The organism is Silvibacterium bohemicum, assembly GCF_001006305.1.
Taxonomy (GTDB): Bacteria; Acidobacteriota; Terriglobia; order Terriglobales; family Acidobacteriaceae; genus Silvibacterium; species Silvibacterium bohemicum.
On sequence record NZ_LBHJ01000012.1, the window covers coordinates 20,090 to 38,583 of the forward strand.

The window sequence follows — 18,494 nt, forward strand, 5'->3', positions numbered from 1 at the left end:
GTCCACTGCTACCGCGACAGCTCCGGGGTCACATTTTCCAATCTCACCTGCTGCTGCCGTGCGGTGTATCCCGGCAACGCCTTCAGCCGCTTGAGCACCTTGCGCGTCAAACCGGTCAGCGGAATCTCCAGCAGCTGCGACGCGCGAACCCATCGGCCAGCACCACCGGAAAAAGACAACACATGCTCTTCACCGGGCTCGTATCCGTACACCGTCACATAATAGTTGGTTACGGTGATGGAATGGCGCACATCCAGCAGCCGCCGCTCCGCAGGCGCCGTCTCCGGATCGATGGCCGGCAGCTCCCACATGCCCGGCATCAGAGCGGCATCCTTCGGCCGCTGCACCAGCAGAACCTCCGGCACGCGGCGGCTCGATACCCGCCGTAAAAATGCATACGCCGCCTGCCGGCTCTTCATCTTGGGGCGCTCCCCGGTCGCATGCTCGCCGCGCGTAGCGCACTGCGGCTGCACCGGGCACTGCAGGCACAGCGGCGAACGCGGCAGGCAGACTGTCGCCCCCAGCTCCATCATGGCCTGGTTGAAATCCCCCGGCCGCGACTGCGCCAGAAACCTCGCGGCCTCCTCGCGTAGCCGGCCGGGCAGAGCCGTCTTCTCGTCCCACCCCAGCACCCGGGTCAGCACTCGCTCCACGTTGCCGTCAATGGCCGCGGCAGCCTCGCCGAAGGCGATGCTGGCAATCGCCGCGCTGGTGTATTCACCGATGCCGGGAAGCTTCTTGAGCGCGATCGCCGATTGCGGCAGCACTCCGCCCAGCTCATCCACGACGAACTTCGCCGCTTTATGCAGCATACGAGCGCGGCGGTAGTATCCAAGCCCGCTCCAGATGGCCAGCACGTCGTCCTCGGGAGCAGCGGCCAGCGCCCGCAGCGTGGGATAGCGGCCCATGAAGCGGTCGTAATGCTCAAGAACAGCGGCCACCCGCGTCTGCTGCAGCATGATCTCCGAAACCCAGATGGCATAGGGATCGCCAGTCCGCCGCCAGGGAAGATCCCGCGCATGTTCGTCGAACCAGGCAAGCAGCCGGCTGCGAAATTCATTCCTCTGCGGCTCGGCACTCGCCTCGGGCTGCGTCATGGAGTGATTGTAAAGCCCCGCTCTACCGCGCTGGTGAGCGGCAAACGGCGCATGAAGGACGATTCGGACCTCGCTTGACGGAATAAAATACGCGTCAATTTTGTTCTCAGGAATGTACAACGCGACGAACTTTCTCTTCGCTGCTTTCAAAAAAGGGAAGAGCGGAGAGCAGATTCAGAAGGTTTGAAGCGAAAGGGCTATGTTTCATGCTGAACGGCATCTCGAACGATATTATGTCCGCATTCCAGGATTTGGGCTCGATTGCGGAGACATTGGGAAATTCGCAAGGATCACCTGCAGGGTCGAGTAACTCCGGGGAAGACTTGGGCGCAAATAGCAGCTCCAACCCCGAACAAGAGATCGAGCAGGCGCTCGCCGCGCTGGTACAAGATCTGCAACAGCTCGCCGCTCAACTGGACGGCGGAGCGCAGGGACAAAATGACGGCAGCGGAGGCGGCCCTCCCAGCGTGGGCTCAGGCGGCGGAGGTCGAAGCAGCCTGGCAGCTGAACCTCAGCCTGGCGCCGTCGACAATCAAGCTCCTCCCGCCGCATCCACACCCGCTGCGAGTGCCACCGGAGGCGCGAGCAGCACATCGAGCGCGAATAGCGCATCGGGCGCGGGCGCGCTCGGTCCCAATGTACCGAGCGCGTTGCAACCCTTTGTCCAGGACATCAACGCCGCATCCAAACAGACCGGCGTACCGGCATCTCTGATTGGCGCACAGATCCTGCAGGAGTCGGGAGGGAATCCGAACGCAGTGACCACCAACCCCGCACTGGGGCTGCCGGATACAGGACTGATGCAGGTGGATCAGGCAACCTTCCAGGGCTTGCAGAGCCAATATCCCAGCCTGCTGGGCGGCAAGTCTGTCTCTGACCCTGCCACGAACATCATGGCTGGAGCGCTTCTCGACTCACAGCTGTTGAAGCAGAACAATGGCAATATCTCCGCCGCGCTGACGGCTTACAACGGCTCAGCAGACCCGAGCTACGTCAACGAAGTGACATCCAAGATGAACGCCCTCCAGAACGGCACACCGGTTCCCGGCGGCTTCTCCTGATCCTGAACGCTCACGATAACGAGCGAAAAGATAGCTTTCCAAAAACAAAAGGCCATCCCAAAGGGATGGCCTAAGTCTTTGCGCCGAAGGCGCGGACCGCTGGACGCGCAGTCCCGGCGAAGCCGCAGTTACCTGGACGGTTAGTCCCCCATGACGGGTTCTTCGGATTGCGGTGCGGGAGCAGCCTTCGGAGCCGGCTTGATCGCGTCGAGCGAAACCAGGCCTTCGACCGGCTTCTCGCCGAGCACGTGCTCGCGATACAGCTTGGCCATCTTGGCGTTCTCGGCGTCCTGCTTCAGCTTGGCGTCGCGTGCGCGAATCTTTTCTTCGCGCGAGTTCTTCGCGATGCCCGACTTCTCGAAGGTGTCGTTGGCGGCTGCAAACACATGCTCGTTGTTCAGAACGAGAGTGTGTTCCGCTCCGCCCATGCCCACCTTCTTGCCGCCGGCGAAGATCTCGTGACGGCCATGCTCGTCGTACCACTTGGTGAGCGTCGCGGTCATGTGCATCTTCTCGATGATGTTGCGCCAGCCCACGCCGGTGTTGTATGCGCAGAAGCTGATCTCGCCTTCCTGCGTGGCGTAAGGAATGATGCACTGCTCGGTGCGGCGGAAGTCGTAGTTGAACAGATCCTGGAACCACATGCCGGCGATGAACAGGAAGTTCCAGCGGTCGGCGCGGCGCTGTTCGATGTCGGCCATGGTGCGGTCGGCGGTGACCTTGCCATACTTGCGGCCGGTCGCGCCAAAGCACTTGTCGAACTTCTGCAGCAGGTCAAGGATCTTGAAGTGCGTCGGCGACTTGGTCGGATCGTAGTTGCGCAGCAGCGCAAGCGTCACGCCAACGATGGACAGGAACTTGCCGCGCGCGGCGTCGTTGATCTTGGCTACGTCCTTGGCCAGGCGATCGGCATTCAGGAACGCCGTCACCGGAACGGCTTCCTTGGTTTCCTTGTCGATCATCAGCGCCATGCCGATGCCGCAGTTCGGGTGGCATCCGCAGGAGAGCTGGCCCCAGTCGTGGTTCGGTCCGTGCACCAGGTCGGCCCAGTCGGAGAACGTCGACATGAACGAGATCGGGAACCAGTCGCGAACCGGTTCGCCGAGTCCCGTCTGGTTCTTGATGTCGTGCGCCATGTGGCTCAGCGTGTAGCGCTGCGCTTCGCGGCGCTCATCGGAGACAGCCTCGTCGCGGCCGGTAAACGAAACCGGCTGGAAGCTGAGGAAGTTGATCTTCTTGGGATTGTCGAGCGCGAACTGGATGATGTTGCCGACCTGCTCGTTGTTGATGCCGTTGATGATCGTCGTGACGGGCACGATATCCACACCGGCTTCGTGCAGGTTGTGGATCGCCTGCAACTTCACGTCGAACAGGTTGCCGACCTTGCGGTGCGAGTTGGCAGCGTTGCCGATGCCGTCGAACTGCAGGTACGCATAGCGCAGACCCGCTTCTGCAGCGGCGCGGCACAGTTCCTTCGACTTCGCGAACTCGATACCGTTGGTCGCTGCCTGCACCGAGTTGTAGCCAACCTTGCGGGCATAGGCGACAGCGTCCAGGAAGTACGGCGACAGCGTAGGCTCGCCACCCGAGAACTGAACCGACATCTGGCGGCGCGGCTTGATGGTGATCGCGTTGTCCAGCATGGTCTTGATCTCGTCCCACGTCAGCTCGTGGACGAAGCCCACCTGGTTCGCGTCCATGAAGCAGGGATCGCACATCATGTTGCAGCGGTTGGTCAAGTCGATGGTCAGCACCGATCCGCGTCCGTGCGTCACGGTCGAGGTGCCGTGGTTGTGCAGCTTCTCGTCGTTGTGCGCCTTGATGTCGCGGCCCGGGAAGACCTCTTCCAAATGCTTGAAGAACGCCGTGTCCACCGACATCACGTCTTCGAAGTGGCCGTGCTTGGGGCAATCCTTCACCATCAGGATCTTGCCGTCGCGCTCGATGATCTGCGCCTTGATCTCGCCGACCTTCTCGTTCAGCAGGATCTCGTGGGGCAGCTTGCCGTCCACGATCTGCTGGCGGATCTCAGGAATGCACTTCGGGCAGAGCGAGTCGGTCGTACGAGGCCAGCCGAGGGGCGGCTTCTCTTTCTGGTACGACTTGAGCAGCGGCTTGTCCGACCACTTCGGAGTAAAAGAAGCGTTGGGCTTGATGCTGTTGATCTTCTCGAAAATGGACCACGCGCCCTGGGCTGCGATGGTGACCGCTCTCTCGGCGTACTTGACGGCTTTCGACATGTACTTGTATCTCCTGATGCTCGTCGTTACCGCTGGCTGCCGAGGTGGGCGCCCGCGGTTGGATGAATCTGAAATGTCTGCTGCTCTGGGGTAGTGCTCGTCCTCCTCGCAGGGAAGACGTTATCCATCATCAGCATAGGCGTCTGCCCAGGCTAGTTGAATCGGTTGTAACCGAATGGTGAAAAACGGCAGCCGGACGGGCAAAGCGCCCTGTGAACGGGGGCATCCGTAAATCCGGTTCCAGGCTTGAGCTTACCCTACGGGTTCCGGCTTCTGCGACAGCTTCCCCGCGTCGATTACCATCCGGGTTCCCGGACGTCCATTCCAGTGACGCCCCGGCACGATGATTTCCTTGAAGTTACTATGAAGATGGAGGTTTTTGTACAAGATGCGCCTGCCCTTCGCTCCCCTGACCATTGCCAGTTTTGCCCTCGCCGCACTGGCGACCCTTCTTCCCTCTGCCCAGGCGCAGAACATCCTCAAAAACAGCGACATCTCGCTGAGCGGCCTCTATCAAACCACCCAGGACAGCTCCGGCAACGGCATTACTGACAAGCCGACCGGCTCCGGCGGCGGTCAGGTCGCCTTCCGGCACAGCTATCACTGGTGGCTGGGTTATGAAGGAAGCTACGGCTTTACCCGCTTCGCCGAGCGCTATTCGAATCAGCCCTTCCCCATCCAGCACAACATGCACGATTTTGGCGGATCATATCTGGTCACCGCGCCGGTAGGATTTTTTGGCATCCATCCCTTCGCGCTCGCCGGAGTAAGCGCGCTGATCATGTCGCCGTCTCTGAATGGCGGACAGAATGTCTCCTATCAGGGACGCCCCGCCTTCAACTTCGGAGTCGGCATCAACAAGGCCCTGCTGACCGACCACTTCGGCGTCCGCCTGCAATACCGCGGACTCTTCTACAAGACACCGGACTTCGGCGAAGCGGCCCTCACCACCAACGCTACCCGCCTCACCTCCGAGCCCATGGTCGGCGCCTACATCAAGTTCTAAGGCTGACCCCGACCGGGCCAGACGTGAAGCAGTTCCCATGAAATCAAATGAGGAATGCAGAACGAAGCCGAAGATAGCGCACGAACGAGGCCGAGAATAACGGGGGGAGCAGGGGCCTTCAGGCCCCTGAATTCCTTCCGCAAAACAAGGAGCTTCAGCCCCGGGCACTAAGCTAAGTCCTAAGGATTACCCGCCGTCGCCGACTGGCCACGTCGCGATTTGTGGTTGTGATGAAAAGCCGCGTCCCGGATATCCGGCCAGAACTCCAGAAAGAGATTGTTCGCCGCCGCGCCGGCCAGCGACGTGCCCCAGGTCTTGAATACGACGCCGGCGTTGACGCTGGGTTCCGGGTAATACGCTGCGGTCAAGCTGGATGCGGCCAGGCGGCCGAAAATATCTGAAAAGTTAAACCCATGCGCGCCTGAATCGCGCTGCTCGATGAAAAGACGCTCGGCGGCGTATCCCGCGCGCGCCTCGAAGCCTCCCGAACCCATGCGGTAGTAGCGCGGATCAGAGTGCGTCAAAAAGGGAAAAAGGCTGTCGGAGAAAAAGCGCATGCTGGCTTCGCGCACGGCCGCGGCGCCCAGCCGCTCTCCAAACGCACCCGAATCGATGCCGTACTTCGGATCTCCGCCCGTCAACTGGCCGTAGCCGGCGGAGACGAAGGCCGGGAGAAGGCTCACCGGGGTGACTTCCTCATGCAGCCAGAACACCAGCTTGTCCTTGCTGTAGAGCGGCGCCACCCGCTCTCCCGGATCGACCACCCCATACCATTTGTTGGGCGCAATATGCTTCGTGTCGGCGGCGTGATCCGGAGGCGCATTAGGCAGCGGCTGAGAATCCTGCCCTCGCGTCGGGAGCGAGGCGCAGAGAAGCAGAAATAGGGGGAGAACCCGCAGATAAAATTTCGCAGTCACCATATCGTTCAAGAGTGCCCTTCTTGCTTGGGAGATACCTTCCACTGCCGTATCGACAATTTCTTGAAGGCGGCGGAGTCATCCGCATGGTCGTTAGAGCGGGATTCGCGACGGCGAGATGTATAGAAGGTTACAACAAGTGCTGAATGAGGACTTTGCGAAGAGGGTATCCGCCCAAGTACGTAACTGATTCGGCAACTCCGGAGCGGAGGCCGATTGATTTCACCGCTTCTCCGCGTCAATACTTACCATGCGGTGTTCGAAAACTTGGGAGCATACCGGTCGAATTGGATTCGAAGAGTACTAAGTTCGAAGGCAACGAGTTCTAAGAGTTAAGAGGCCCGAGACAGATTTCGAAGACCGAAAGGCATGAAGAACAAAAGGTTTTGAAAACAAAAAGGTTCAAAGGTAGGTACGGGCTTCAGCCCGTACATCCAGCCAGAGAAACGACCGGGGCTTCCAGCCCCTGAGGCAACCAGAGGTTCTATGAGCAATCAAAGCGGATTCGAAGACTTCGGCCGCAAGATCGATGAAAAGGTGCCGCGCCTCGAAGAAGAGGTGAAGAAAGTCATCGCCTACCTCAATGACGAAGTCGTGCCCGATGTGCGGGCCAATTCGTCCAAGGCCCTGCGCGCGGCCGCCGGGCAACTGGCCAAGCTGGCGGACCGCTTTGACCACCGCACCGGTGGACAGCGCTGAATGCGGCAATCCCGGATGCAACAATCCCAGATACGGCTATATCGGCCGGCTTGTCTGAGCGCAGCCGCGCTGGCGCTCTCCCTGTTCGTCGCGGGATGCGGCCATCGTTCGCAAGCTGTCTACACTCCGCCGCCTCCGCCGATCGCGACCCCGCCGGCAGCCCCGGCTCCAAGCATCTCCGAGAGCAACATTCCGCCCTCCCCGGCTCCATCCAACCCGAACACCTCACGCACGCCCCTCTATTCGGAAACCGGCATGGCCAGCTGGTATGGGCCGCCCTACAACCGCCGTCGCGGGGCCAATGGAGAGGTCTACGACCAGAACGCCGTCTCCGCCGCCCACCGCACGTTGCCCATGGGCTCACTGATTCAGGTAACGAATCTGCAGACGGGACAGACAGCGACTATGCGCATCACCGACCGCGGCCCGTTCGTACCGGATCGCGTGATCGATCTCTCGGTAGGAGCGGCGAAGGCCGTAGGAGTGTGGCGTCCAGGCACCGCCCGCGTAAGAATTGACGTCTTCGAGGCGCCGAAACCAATCGCCCAGGGCGGACGCTGGTGCGTTCAGATTGGCGCCTTCTCCAGCGAACACGAAGCCCTCAAGCTTCAGGACCATCTGGAGCGCAAGTATCAGACCGCGAATGTGATCGAATTCTCCGGGCCAACCGGCTACTGGGTAAGAATCCGCCCCGCAGCCGACGACCGCGCCCGAGCCACCGAGATCGCTCAGGATCTGGAACCGAAAGAAGGCGAAGCGTATTTAGTGCGGCTGGACTAGGGGTCGCTAAAGAAGCGGGTCGCTAAAGAACGGATAGCGAAAAGCCGGTTTGCTAAGAAGCGGGTTGCTAAAGTCCCGGTCGCTGAAACCCGACTAATCCTATCGGGCGGGTGCCCCATCCTTCGCAGCTTCAACGCGAAGGGTGGGAGACCACGAATATCAGTCCCCACCATAAAACGGGTTCCCCACATCTCGATTTTGAGATGTGGGGAACTAGCTAACCGCTTCTTAGCGACCCGGGCTTTAGCCGCCGGCTTCCCAGCGACCCGCTTCTCAGCGACTAAACTGCTATCGCCGTCCGGCTTCCTTCGTTCGCCTTCACCCGATACCGCTTGGTCGTGATGCGCAGCGCCTTCTCCATCTTGCGGAGCAGGTGCGTCTCATCGGGAGCGGCAAACGTAGACGCCTTGCCCTTCGACGAAGCGCGTCCCGTCCGGCCGATGCGGTGGACGAAGTCTTCCGCCTCGCGCGGCATGTCGTAGTTCACCACGTGCGCCACGTCGGCGACATCGATGCCGCGAGCCGCGACGTCGGTCGCAACCAGAACGCGGTGATGGCCCTGCGCAAAGCTCTTCAACGCCGAGTTGCGCTGCGACTGCGAGCGGTCGCCGTGAATCTGCGTCGCCGTGTGGCCGCTGCGCGAGAGGCGCCGGGCGACGCGGTCGGCTCCGTGCTTGGTGCGCACGAAGACCAGGAAGCTGCCGACATGCGACTCGAGCAGGTGCTCGAGCAGCTCGTGCTTCTTCTCGGTGGGAACCTCGAATGTCTGCAGCTCCACATTCTCGGAGGGCTTGAGCACCGAGCCAATCTCGACCCGCGCCGGATTCTTCACATACTCGCGAACCACCTCCCGGATAGCCGGGCTGAGCGTCGCCGAGTAGCAAAGCGTCTGGCGGTCGGCAGGCAGCGCATTCACGATGCGCTTGATGGCCGGCTTGAAGCCCATATCCAGCATGCGGTCGACTTCGTCCAGCACCAGCATCTTCACGCCGCTCAGGTTGACCAGCTTGCGGTTGAGGTAATCTTCAAGGCGTCCAGGCGTCGCCACGATCAGGCGCGCGCCGCGGCGGATCGCCTGCAGCTGCGGCCCTTCGGCCATGCCTCCCACCACTACCGCAGCGGTGTTATAGCTGCGCGTGAGCTGCTTGTAAGCCTCGACTACCTGAAGCGCGAGCTCGCGCGTAGGCAGCAGAACCAGCGCAGCGGGCCCCTTGCCGGGCTGCATCTTTTCGATCAGCGGGATCAGGAAGCTGAGCGTCTTGCCGGTGCCGGTCTGCGCAGTGGCCAGAACGTCGCGGCCTTCGAGCGCGGGCGGAATCGCTCCGGCCTGTACCGGAGTGGGTGTTACAAACTTGGCGCTGGCCAGCTGCTGCTTGAGCGCGGCCGCGATATTGAAGTCTGAAAATTGCACAGTCGCTTGCGGGGTCGAAACTTCTTGAGTTGTATTCACTTGATCCTTGGCGGCTTTGCCCGTCTCATCCGCGTGTTCCGGTTGGAACACACTGCGGCTGGCCGCGTTGCTGTCTTCCGTTGCCCGGACACACGTCCGGCGGGAAGTTCAAAGTAAGGGCGTTGGGAAGGATTGAGCTGGTTTCAAAACCAGTGAGCGCATACTGAGCGCTGCCTCGACGTTGTTCCGAACGCTGCGTCTTCGGCCGCAAACGCTTACGGGAGTCTTCACCGTGCGACGACCTGGCCGTAATCAGATGTACTGACCGGCCATTACGCTGAGGGGCTTGGAAACTACTTGCCAGGCGATCTTGCTGGATGAGGGCGAGAGCGGCTCACATGCCAAACAACTGAGCGTGAGCTGATTGTAGCAGGATCGAAGTACGTTTTGAAACAGGAATCGACAAAGGAACGAAAGAGCGAGTAAAAAGCTAAACCGTCCGGGCGTCTCGCGCTCCTCTGAAGATCATCAATGACCAGCGTCGGAAATAATCAGACCGGGCGCCCCCTATCTCGATTCTGAAAGGTGGGATTCCACGGAGGGAGCAGGGGCCTTCAGGCCGCTGAATTCGTTCCGCAAAGTGAATGGCTTCACCCCCGGGCCAGGTGCTCTCGCCTTTGAGATGCAGGATCGCTAATCTGAAAAAAGCATATCGGGCAAACTCGACGCCCAACGAATCGAAAACCTGGGAGAAGACAAGCGATGGCCGCAAAGAAAATTCTGTTTCTCGTCGGAGACTACGCCGAGGATTACGAGGTGATGGTCCCGTTTCAGACATTGTGGGCCGTCGGGCATACGGTCCATGCGGTCTGCCCAGACAAGAAGTCAGGGCAAACGATCAAAACGGCAATTCACGACTTCGAAGGCGACCAGACCTACTCCGAAAAGCCAGGACACCTCTTCACCCTGAATGCGACCTTTGCCAACGTGAAAGAGGCCGATTACGACGCGCTGATGATTGCTGGCGGACGCGCTCCCGAATATCTGCGCCTGAACAGCAAGGTCATCGAGATCGTCCAGGGCTTCGCGAAGAAGGAGAAGCCGATTGCCGCCATCTGCCATGCAGCGCAAATACTGGCTGCAGCAAACGTCATTCACGGCAGAAAGATTTCGGGTTATGCGGCCTGCGCTCCGGAAATCCGGCTGGCCGGAGCCATCTATGCCGACCTGCCTCCCGATGGAGCAGTTACCGATCGCAACTTCGTAACCGGCTTCGCCTGGCCGGCACATCCGCAGTGGCTGGCCCAATTTTTGAAGCTGCTCGGAACGAAGATCGAGCTATAAAAAACGGGTGCTCCCCATCTCAATTCTGAGAGGTGGGATTCCACCATGCCAACACTACCGCGGATGAAGCGCCGAAGGCGCAATTGCCTGGACGGCTAGTCCCGCCAAAGGCGCAATCACCTGGACGGCCAGCCCTCACCGCCCAAACGCATAAGTGACCTGAAACATCCCGTTATCGATGCCCGGATTGGAATCCGCCGTATAAGCATTCGAGATGTGGTGAAAGCGATACTCCGCGCGAATAGACCGTGTCGCCGAGCGGTAGAACTCGAATCCGGCTCCAAATTCAAAGGTGAAGTTCCACGACCCCGCCGTCGACACCGGAATCGGCTCGGTCGTGAACATGTAGCCCGCTAGCGTCGTGAACACTGGCTGAATGCGATGGCGCGGCCGAAAATTCCACTTGAAGCCGAGCGGCGAAAAACCTTCGCCGAAGATCCAGCGCCGTCCGCAGGTGATCGTCTCGGTCTCCGAGTAAGGAGTGCCCTGGCTTGTCCCGCTAAAGGTGAACGACCCCGGGGCGCAATGCTGACCATAAGTCAGATTCTCGACCGCGGAAAAACCCGGCGGCAGGGTAGAAGTGAGCACCACATGGTAGACCGGATCGCTCTCCAGCATGACCGGCCGCAGCTCCGCCATGTATTGCCCATCGACGATGCGATTGAGCAGCACCCGCCGGCTATAAGTCCCGCCAAAGTCCAACAGCTTGCGGTTCTCGGCAACGCCGATCAGGATGTGGCTCGAATCGTTCGAGTATTCGCCGAAGAATCCGAAGCTGTTCAACCGGCTATAAATTACAGGGGGAGCGGCGGTCTGAGCGAAGGCCCCAGCGGCAAACCACAACAGGATGGGCAAAAAGAGCGACCGGATGCCGGGCATGTCGAAGTGAGAAGAACCCTAGCACAGCAGCATCGGCAAACAAAAGCAGGAAAGCGGCGTCACTCGCCCGAAGCCAGCTTCTCCCGGGTAAGCGCGTTCCATTGCAGGAGGGATTCCGGAACCGGCGGCGATGCCACGCCGGGTGCGACCATATCGATCACCCGCTGCGAAGGAATGTTGCCCTCAGCTCCGCGAAACAGCCCCTTGACCCAGGCAATGGCAGCCAGGCCGCCCTTAGCCTCAAACACCTGCTCCATGTAGAGCCACTTCTCATCCCAGCAGAGCAGCCGTGTCGTCAGCGTGAAGGGCGCGAAGAGCCCCAGCGAGCGCCGATAGGTTACGGAGATCGATCCCACCAGCGGCGCCCATCTCTGCTGAATCGCGGGCGTAAGAATTCCCGTAGCGGCCATCAGATGCACGCGGCCGTAGTCCATGAAGCTGAGATAGCGGGCATTGTTGAGGTGCAGATTGAAGTCGATATCCTGCGGCCAGACACGCAGCGACAGAAGATCCTCGTCAAGCACGCCGATGCGAGGAAGCGGGCGAATCCGTTGACGGATCGCCAGCGCCGGAATGCGGACGAAGCTGTTGCTACGGGACACCGGTTATCGACTCACGCTCATTAGGCTCTATGAGAAGTTTATAGGCCGCGCAGCCTTCGCCAGTCATCGCCAAGGAAAAGACGAATCGCCGCAATCCCCGCCGCTCCAGCATCGACACAAGCCTGTGCGTTATCGAGCGTGATGCCGCCCAGAGCAAGCACCGGCGTTCCCCCCGCAGCCTCGCACGCAGCGGCCAGCGAAGCCAGTCCCGAACCGGAAATGGTTTTTGCGGAAATGAATTTCCCGCGAATAGACTCGCCATTCAGCACCTTCTCAAAAACAGGCGCATAAAGAAGCAATGTGCATGAGCGCCCCTGCACCGCCTCCTCCGCCGTGTGGCAGGAGCGGCTAAGAATCGCCTGCCTCCCGGCGCGAGCATAAATTTCTCTTGCGATATCGGCAGCCTCGGCCGGCGCGTTGCCCGTCAAGTGAACGCCATCCGCGCCCGCTTCAAGCGCAATCGCCGGCGACCCGTTCAGAAGCAATTTCGTAAGCGTGGGACCGCTCTTCGACTCCTCGCGTACCGCCGCATTCACCCGGGTTGATAGACTAAGTATGTCGGCTGGAGCTAAATCTTTTTCTCGAATCTGGATGAAGTCGACTCCGCCGCGAGTCCATTCGCGAACTTGTCCGATGAGAGCATCGAGCTGCTGTCGATCGTCTCCCGGAAATTGCTTGCGATCCGTGATGGCGCAGAGAAGCATATTCTGAATATAGAGATCCAATCCGGCCCGAGCCTCAAATTGAAATGATTCTTTGCCGATAAGGATTTACGTCCTGTGCACACTGGCGGGTTTAAGATGTGCGCGTAGCAGGGTCGATACCATAAGCTGATAACAAGCGCTGGAAAAGCGTCTTCGGAGAACATGGCTACTTACGATTTGCTGGTGATCGGCTCAGGCCCTTCAGGTCAGCGCGCAGCAGTTTCGGCGGTGAAGAAGGGCAAACGCGTAGCTCTCGTGGAAATGCGCAGTGTGGTGGGCGGCGTGTGTATCAACACCGGCACCATCCCCAGCAAGACCATGCGAGAGGCGGTGCTGCACCTCTCCGGCTACAACTACCGTTCCATCTATGGAATGAACTACCGCGTCAAGGAAAAGATCACGATGTCCGATCTTGCCTTTCGCGTGCAGCACGTCATCAAGACGGAGATCGACGTCACCGAGGCGCAACTCTCGCGCAACGGCGTAGACGTCATCACCGGCGTGGCCAGCTTTGTCGACACCAACCACGTACGCATCGATGGCGCAAACGGCTCGAACGTGCACGAAGCGGAACGCATCGTGATCGCCGTCGGCACTCGGCCGGCCAATTCCGCCAAGGTTCCCATCAACGGCCGCACCATCATCAATAGCGATCAGGTTCTCGAGCTGCAGAACCTCCCTAAAACGATGATCGTGGTCGGCGGCGGTGTCATCGGCGTCGAATACACCTGCATGTTCTCGGCTCTCGGCGTGCGCGTGACCCTGGTCGAGAAGCGCCCCAAGCTGCTCGAGTTCGCAGATCAGGAAATTGTCGAAGCGCTCAGCTACCATCTGCGCGATAGCCGCGTCACCATGCGCCTTGCCGAAGAGGTCGGCTCTGTAGAAGAGCTCGCCGACGGCACTGTAGTCGCCAATCTCGAAAGCAAGAAGCGCATCTCCGGCGACGCGCTGCTCTACGCCGTAGGCCGCCAGGGCAACATCGACGAGCTGAACCTGAAAGAAGCGGGCATCGAAGCCGATTCGCGCGGACGCATTCCCGTCGACAAGGATTTCCGCACCAAGGTTCCGCACATCTTCGCCGTCGGCGACGTAATCGGCTTCCCCAGCCTCGCATCCGTTTCGATGGAGCAGGGACGCATCGCCGTCGAGCGCGCCTTTGGCGACGAAGGCATCCAGTCAAACCCCAGCTTCTACCCGTACGGCATCTACACCATTCCCGAGATTTCTTTCATCGGCAAGACAGAAGAACAGCTCACCGAAGAGGACGTGCCTTACGAGGTGGGTGTCGCCTACTATCGCGAGATCGCGCGCGGACAGATCCGCGGCGATACAACCGGGCGTTTGAAGCTGATCTTCCATCGCGAAAACCGGCAGATTCTCGGCGTGCACATCATCGGGGAGGGCGCGGCAGAGCTGGTCCACATCGGTCAGGCAGTGATGACCTTGAATGGCACAGTGGACTACTTCATCGATACCGTGTTCAACTATCCCACTCTGGCTGAATGCTACAAAGCTGCGGCGTTTAACGGTGTGAACCGCCTCGCCCGCTTCGGAGAATAGGCAGAGCGAAAGGAAACAAGAGCGACGATATGGCAAGAACCGTTGGCGTTACCATGACAGACCGCGTCGTCGCGGGCCTGATCGACGATCACAAAATAAGTGGAGAGCTGCTGCGCTATCCCTTGGCCGGAGCGGTCATCGACGGCCAGGCGGACGAGATGGATTCGCTGATCGAAATGCCGGCCGATGGGCTGTGCGAACTGATCTGCGACAAGATCGCGCAACTCGTTCCCGCGGGAAGCCAGGTGGAAGCAGTCGGTGTGGCCATGCCTGGCATCATCCGCAATGGCATCATCGAGGACTCGCCCAATCTGCCCCAGCTCAAAGGGGCGCACGTCGAAGAAGCCGTCCGTACTGGATTAGCCGCACGCAATCTCGTCTCGCCCGTAACCATCCTGAACGATGCCGACGCTGCAGCTGCCGGATTGGCTGCAACCCGCGGCCAGCTGGACCGGCTGGTGCGGGTGTGGACCATCGGCAACGGCATCGGCTTTGGCCGCTTCCCCTATACCGAGGGCCCGTGGGAAGGCGGCCACATGGTCGTCACCCTCGATCCCAAGGAAAATTACTGCGCCTGCGGTGGAAGAGGTCATCTCGAAGGCATCATGGGGCACCGCGCCATGCGCCTGCGCTTCCTCGATCTCGAACCGGATGAGGTCTTCGAGCACGCACGCAAGGGAGACAAGCGCTGCCAGGATTTCGTCGAACGCTGGCATCTCGGCGTCGCAGCGGCAACCGCGTCGCAGATTCATCTCGAAGGCCCGGGACGCTTCTACTTCACCGGCCGCAACATCCAGCGGCTCGATCTCTCCCGCCTGAAAGACCACCTCTACCAGATGGTCAAGATGAGCCCCCTGCAGAGCTACACGCTGGAGGTTCTACCCGAAGACCCAACCCTCGCCGTCATCGGAGCCGCAGCCGCAGCCGAGCACGCCAGCAAAGGCTGCTGACCTGGAGCATTTTTCCCACAGGTGTAATAGGAAAAATGCTCTAACGCTCTGAAATCGTCCCTATAACAAGATTTCCCGCTTGATGCAGCTCCGTAAAAAGCATGTTCGCGGGAATATCTGCCAGGAGACGTTTTGGAATCAGAAGCAGGTGAAGCTGCACACTCACAAAATCCCGAAGGGGTAGCGGATTGAAAAATTCCGTCTCCCGTCCGGTATCTTTTGGCCGCTGCAGCAGCCAGACCTGCTGCGTCTTTTTTCTCGTGTAGAAGATTGCCGATGGTAGATCCATCCAGCCATCGTCATCGCATAACAGCACGGGCTCCGATACCTGCTGCTGGGCTTCGCCGCGTAGCAGCAGAATAAAATTCTTGTCCGCGTGCACCGCCGCGACAGCGGTACTGGGTGAAGTTACGCGCTCTCGCAATCCCTTGGTAAGAAATACCGCAAGAAGAAAAGCTGCCACTGCTCCAACGGCCGCTACCAAGCATGTTCTCCATCGCCGGCGCGCGGCAAAAATCGGAGCGGTCCAGCTACAGATGCCATCGGCGGTAAGCAAAGCAATCGCTGGATACATGGGCACGATATAGCGTGGCAAACGGGTCTGGCTCGCTGTAAAAAGCGCAAAAACCACCAGTGCAAAAACCCTGTATTCCCGAAACTCTCTCTCGCGAAAACCTCTCCACAACACAATGGGAAAGACCAAGACCCATGGCGATGCAAAAGCCAGCAGCACTTCCATGAAGAACCACGGTGGGTTGTTGTGAAGTTCGAGCGTGGAGGTAGCGCGCGCCAGCATCTGCTTGCCTAGATACTCGCGAACGAAAGGCATCCCATACTCGCGATACATCACCACATGCCAGGGCAGAACCAGCACCAGGAAGAGCAGTAAACCCAGAAAAAATCGCCGATCGAACACCCGCAGCGGCCAGCGCTCCCACAGCAACAGGATCACGAGTGTCAGCGGAATAACGATTGCCGCCGCACCTTTGGTCATCACCGCAATGCTGAGTCCAATCCAGAAGAGAAACCAGCCGCGGCCCATGATCTGCTGCCCCAGATCCCCGCGAAGTCGAGTGATGCCGCACAGCGACACGCAGCAGCCGAGCGTGAGAAGCATATCCACCTCGCCCGTATGGCACGCGCGCACAAAGCCGAGCGTCAAAAACAGGACCAGGGTGGATGCCCAGGCCGCAGCCAGTCCGCGCACCCGCGCCAGCTGTCCATGAATCAGGCCGGCAACCGCGATACCGGAAAATGCCGAAACTGCCCGCGCCCAGAATTCATTGACAGCAAAGAGTCGAAAGCACGCCGCCGTCAGCCACATGGAGAGCGGAGGCTTCTCAAACCATGGATGAAATTGCCACGTCAGGGTAAAGCTGAATCGCCCGAGCAGCTCCCTCGCGATCTCGGCATAGATCGCCTCATCCCAATCGGCCAGCGGCTTATGCCCCAGAAGCGGCAAAAACGCCGCAGCCGCCACGATCATCGACAGCACAGTGGAAGTAATCCACCGGCGCTTCTGGCCGGCATTTTCACCAGCCAGTGGAGATCCGTTCATCAGGCCTAAACCCCGCTCAGTTTGCAAAACAGAATGACCGCAAACATCCGCCTGCCTCTCCGCTCTCGAAGATGGCGCGGGTCTCGCAATCGAAGCGCGGCGCGTTTGACTCTAGCGGTAGCTTCGCTGGTAAGTCCGCGTGATGCGGTCGTGCCAGGTCATGCGGTCGTCGTCGAGAAAGGCCCACAGCACGCCCAGGCCGAGCGGAAGCGCCGAGAGCAGCAATGCTGCGACCCGGTTCCGCATGGTCTTCCGCGTGGGATTCTCGTCGTCGAAGGTGCAGAGCGCAATCTTGGCGTAGCGCATCCCCGGCGTGCCGTCGGCATAGGTAAAGAAAAGCCACTGATAGAGCGCGAAGAAGGCCACCAGCAAAGCTCCGGCTGCAGCGAAGGCCGGCTTGCCCATCGGCGGATGCGTGGTGCAGGCGACAAAGACCAGCACAAAGAGCGTGAACGCAATCAGCACCAGCGCGGCGTCGACGATGCCTGCCATCAGGCGGTCCTCCATCGGCGCGATGTGCAGCGGCAGCATCTCCAGCAGCGGCGAATACGGCTTCTCAGGCCGCCGCTCCGGGCTGCCCGATGCGCGGGCCGGCTGGCGGCCCAGCGGCCGTTCCCCGCCCTCGTTCTGATCCGTCCGGGCGTCGAGTTGGATGGTATGCCATTCGGGAAGGATCTGATCCACGACCGGCTCCTTGTAAAGCGCTTCGTGCGAGATGGCCTCGGGTTCGACTTCGAAAATCCTCAGCTGCGCCGCTTCCGGCTCACCCTCCGAGTCGCGCAGAGGACCCTCGGCGATGCGGGGACGAGCCTTGCGGGTCGCCACCAACTCTCTTGGGAATTCGATGAGTTTGGCGGGCAGAGGTTGTGCGGCCGCGATGAAGGCGTCCTCGAACGGGTCTTCTATGTTGGTGGGATAGTCCTCGATGATGCGCGGACGAGACGGCGCCGGCTCCCGGTTCTGGGACTCGTGCGAGGGCGCCTGGCGGCTCTGCGGCAGGGAATCCGGATGGATATGGTACTGGATGCGCGCAGGCGCAGGCTCGACGATCGAGACGGGAGCTTCGTGCGTCCGGTCTTCTTCCGCCCGGGCCTCTTCACGGAGAACTCGCGCGGGCGCGACGAACCCCGGTTCGCGATCGAGAACGAGCTCCGGCCCGAGTTCCGGCTCAAGATCGGTCTCGGTATCCAGACCCGCCCCTAGGCCTGTCAGGATGGCCTGTGCCGCAGCATGAGCCTGCTGTGCAGCAACAGCCGCAGCCTCGGCCGCACGAGCCGCGTTGGCGGCCTCGGCGGCCAGCATCTGGCTGTAAGTCGGCGCCTTCGAATAGCGTTCCGCCACTCGGGCCGCCACGCGAGCCGAGCGCGATTCCTGGCGTGCCGCCTCCAGGCCCGGCAACGCCGGCTGCTCCGCGCCGGAACGCGTGCGACGGGTGCGGTGCGCATCGAGGCGTGCATTCACTTCCTGCTTCCAGGAAGGAAGCCTCTGGGGTACGTCTTCGAACTCGGACGTCTGCTGCGAAGAACTGGAAGAAGCGCTCAACGGATAATCCTCGTTTCCTATCGGGGCGCAGCCTGCTTCCGGGTATCCCTGACGAGACGAAACCCGGAAGAAACGCGTCTGTTGTGTGTGTCAACGTGCGTGATGGAAAGAGACGGAGGTCGGTGCTGGTATCGGAACACACTTCTGGCGGCCATCGGTATATCT

The 18,494-nt window shown here is 60.4% G+C and carries 16 protein-coding genes; 7 read left to right on the forward strand and 9 right to left on the reverse strand.

Annotation, left to right across the window (positions count from 1 at the left end; all coding sequences use genetic code 11):
• Nucleotides 1-8 precede the first annotated feature (8 nt).
• Complete coding sequence (locus XX99_RS16485) at nt 9-1,097, reverse strand: A/G-specific adenine glycosylase (RefSeq protein ID WP_050061098.1); 1,089 nt, start codon at nt 1,095-1,097, stop codon at nt 9-11.
• A 233-nt stretch (nt 1,098-1,330) separates the two neighbouring features.
• Here XX99_RS16485 and XX99_RS16490 point away from each other — a divergent pair, with 233 nt between their 5' ends.
• On the forward strand, nt 1,331-2,158 hold the full coding sequence (locus tag XX99_RS16490) for a transglycosylase SLT domain-containing protein (RefSeq protein ID WP_184085008.1): 828 nt from the start codon (nt 1,331-1,333) through the stop codon (nt 2,156-2,158).
• A gap of 140 nt (nt 2,159-2,298) precedes the next feature.
• Here XX99_RS16490 and XX99_RS16495 read toward each other — a convergent pair whose 3' ends face one another.
• Nucleotides 2,299-4,398: a radical SAM protein gene (locus tag XX99_RS16495; protein ID WP_050060525.1), complete on the reverse strand. Its 2,100-nt coding sequence runs from the start codon at nt 4,396-4,398 to the stop codon at nt 2,299-2,301.
• A 388-nt stretch (nt 4,399-4,786) separates the two neighbouring features.
• Here XX99_RS16495 and XX99_RS16500 point away from each other — a divergent pair, with 388 nt between their 5' ends.
• Nucleotides 4,787-5,404 (forward strand): hypothetical protein, encoded by a 618-nt coding sequence (locus tag XX99_RS16500; RefSeq protein ID WP_050060526.1) that lies wholly within the window; start codon nt 4,787-4,789, stop codon nt 5,402-5,404.
• Between the two features lie 179 nt (nt 5,405-5,583).
• Here the strand turns inward: XX99_RS16500 and XX99_RS16505 are convergent, their stop codons facing one another.
• Nucleotides 5,584-6,324, reverse strand: coding sequence for a hypothetical protein (locus XX99_RS16505; RefSeq protein ID WP_050060527.1), 741 nt, complete (start codon nt 6,322-6,324; stop codon nt 5,584-5,586).
• 483 nt (nt 6,325-6,807) lie between these two features.
• Here XX99_RS16505 and XX99_RS16510 point away from each other — a divergent pair, with 483 nt between their 5' ends.
• Together XX99_RS16510 and XX99_RS16515 are read left to right on the forward strand one after the other, a co-directional pair.
• Nucleotides 6,808-7,020, forward strand: coding sequence for a hypothetical protein (locus XX99_RS16510; RefSeq protein ID WP_050060528.1), 213 nt, complete (start codon nt 6,808-6,810; stop codon nt 7,018-7,020).
• Between the two features lie 15 nt (nt 7,021-7,035).
• Nucleotides 7,036-7,800, forward strand: coding sequence for a septal ring lytic transglycosylase RlpA family protein (locus XX99_RS16515; protein ID WP_156186038.1), 765 nt, complete (start codon nt 7,036-7,038; stop codon nt 7,798-7,800).
• Between the two features lie 280 nt (nt 7,801-8,080).
• Here the strand turns inward: XX99_RS16515 and XX99_RS16520 are convergent, their stop codons facing one another.
• Nucleotides 8,081-9,250, reverse strand: a complete 1,170-nt coding sequence (locus XX99_RS16520) for a DEAD/DEAH box helicase (RefSeq protein ID WP_082125739.1) — start codon at nt 9,248-9,250, stop codon at nt 8,081-8,083.
• 702 nt (nt 9,251-9,952) lie between these two features.
• Between XX99_RS16520 and XX99_RS16525 the strand changes: the two genes are divergently transcribed.
• Nucleotides 9,953-10,534 (forward strand): DJ-1/PfpI family protein, encoded by a 582-nt coding sequence (locus XX99_RS16525; protein ID WP_050060529.1) that lies wholly within the window; start codon nt 9,953-9,955, stop codon nt 10,532-10,534.
• A gap of 135 nt (nt 10,535-10,669) precedes the next feature.
• On the opposite strand, the gene XX99_RS16530 is transcribed toward XX99_RS16525, so the two are convergent.
• From XX99_RS16530 to XX99_RS16540, 3 genes are read right to left on the reverse strand one after another with little or no spacing between them, the layout of a single operon-like run.
• Nucleotides 10,670-11,413, reverse strand: coding sequence for an acyloxyacyl hydrolase (locus tag XX99_RS16530; RefSeq protein ID WP_050060530.1), 744 nt, complete (start codon nt 11,411-11,413; stop codon nt 10,670-10,672).
• A gap of 59 nt (nt 11,414-11,472) precedes the next feature.
• Nucleotides 11,473-12,015, reverse strand: a complete 543-nt coding sequence (locus XX99_RS16535) for a thioesterase family protein (protein WP_050060531.1) — start codon at nt 12,013-12,015, stop codon at nt 11,473-11,475.
• Nucleotides 12,016-12,053: 38 nt separating this feature from the next.
• Nucleotides 12,054-12,740, reverse strand: a complete 687-nt coding sequence (locus tag XX99_RS16540; RefSeq protein WP_050060532.1) for a thiamine phosphate synthase — start codon at nt 12,738-12,740, stop codon at nt 12,054-12,056.
• Between the two features lie 141 nt (nt 12,741-12,881).
• On the opposite strand from XX99_RS16540, the gene sthA reads away from it, so the two are divergent.
• Nucleotides 12,882-14,279, forward strand: coding sequence for a Si-specific NAD(P)(+) transhydrogenase (gene sthA / locus XX99_RS16545; RefSeq protein WP_050060533.1), 1,398 nt, complete (start codon nt 12,882-12,884; stop codon nt 14,277-14,279).
• A gap of 29 nt (nt 14,280-14,308) precedes the next feature.
• Nucleotides 14,309-15,229 (forward strand): ROK family protein, encoded by a 921-nt coding sequence (locus XX99_RS16550; RefSeq protein WP_050060534.1) that lies wholly within the window; start codon nt 14,309-14,311, stop codon nt 15,227-15,229.
• 40 nt (nt 15,230-15,269) lie between these two features.
• Here XX99_RS16550 and XX99_RS16555 read toward each other — a convergent pair whose 3' ends face one another.
• Nucleotides 15,270-16,787 carry an ArnT family glycosyltransferase gene (locus tag XX99_RS16555; RefSeq protein WP_050060535.1) on the reverse strand — a complete coding sequence of 506 codons (1,518 nt, stop codon included), beginning with the start codon at nt 16,785-16,787 and terminating at the stop codon, nt 15,270-15,272.
• Between the two features lie 111 nt (nt 16,788-16,898).
• Nucleotides 16,899-18,329: an RDD family protein gene (locus tag XX99_RS16560; RefSeq protein ID WP_050060536.1), complete on the reverse strand. Its 1,431-nt coding sequence runs from the start codon at nt 18,327-18,329 to the stop codon at nt 16,899-16,901.
• Nucleotides 18,330-18,494 lie beyond the last annotated feature (165 nt).

Excerpts from the sequence above, each read along its gene's own strand:
- XX99_RS16525 (WP_050060529.1), top strand. The coding sequence starts at position 9,953 with ATGGCCGCAAAGAAAATTCTGTTTCTCGTCGGAGACTACGCCGAGGAT.
- sthA (WP_050060533.1), top strand. The coding sequence starts at position 12,882 with ATGGCTACTTACGATTTGCTGGTGATCGGCTCAGGCCCTTCAGGTCAG.
- XX99_RS16490 (WP_184085008.1), top strand. The coding sequence starts at position 1,331 with ATGTCCGCATTCCAGGATTTGGGCTCGATTGCGGAGACATTGGGAAAT.
- XX99_RS16505 (WP_050060527.1), bottom strand. The coding sequence starts at position 6,324 with ATGGTGACTGCGAAATTTTATCTGCGGGTTCTCCCCCTATTTCTGCTT.
- XX99_RS16555 (WP_050060535.1), bottom strand. The coding sequence starts at position 16,787 with ATGAACGGATCTCCACTGGCTGGTGAAAATGCCGGCCAGAAGCGCCGG.
- XX99_RS16550 (WP_050060534.1), top strand. The coding sequence starts at position 14,309 with ATGGCAAGAACCGTTGGCGTTACCATGACAGACCGCGTCGTCGCGGGC.
- XX99_RS16500 (WP_050060526.1), top strand. The coding sequence starts at position 4,787 with ATGCGCCTGCCCTTCGCTCCCCTGACCATTGCCAGTTTTGCCCTCGCC.
- XX99_RS16485 (WP_050061098.1), bottom strand. The coding sequence starts at position 1,097 with ATGACGCAGCCCGAGGCGAGTGCCGAGCCGCAGAGGAATGAATTTCGC.
- XX99_RS16495 (WP_050060525.1), bottom strand. The coding sequence starts at position 4,398 with ATGTCGAAAGCCGTCAAGTACGCCGAGAGAGCGGTCACCATCGCAGCC.
- XX99_RS16530 (WP_050060530.1), bottom strand. The coding sequence starts at position 11,413 with ATGCCCGGCATCCGGTCGCTCTTTTTGCCCATCCTGTTGTGGTTTGCC.
- XX99_RS16515 (WP_156186038.1), top strand. The coding sequence starts at position 7,036 with ATGCAACAATCCCAGATACGGCTATATCGGCCGGCTTGTCTGAGCGCA.
- XX99_RS16510 (WP_050060528.1), top strand. The coding sequence starts at position 6,808 with ATGAGCAATCAAAGCGGATTCGAAGACTTCGGCCGCAAGATCGATGAA.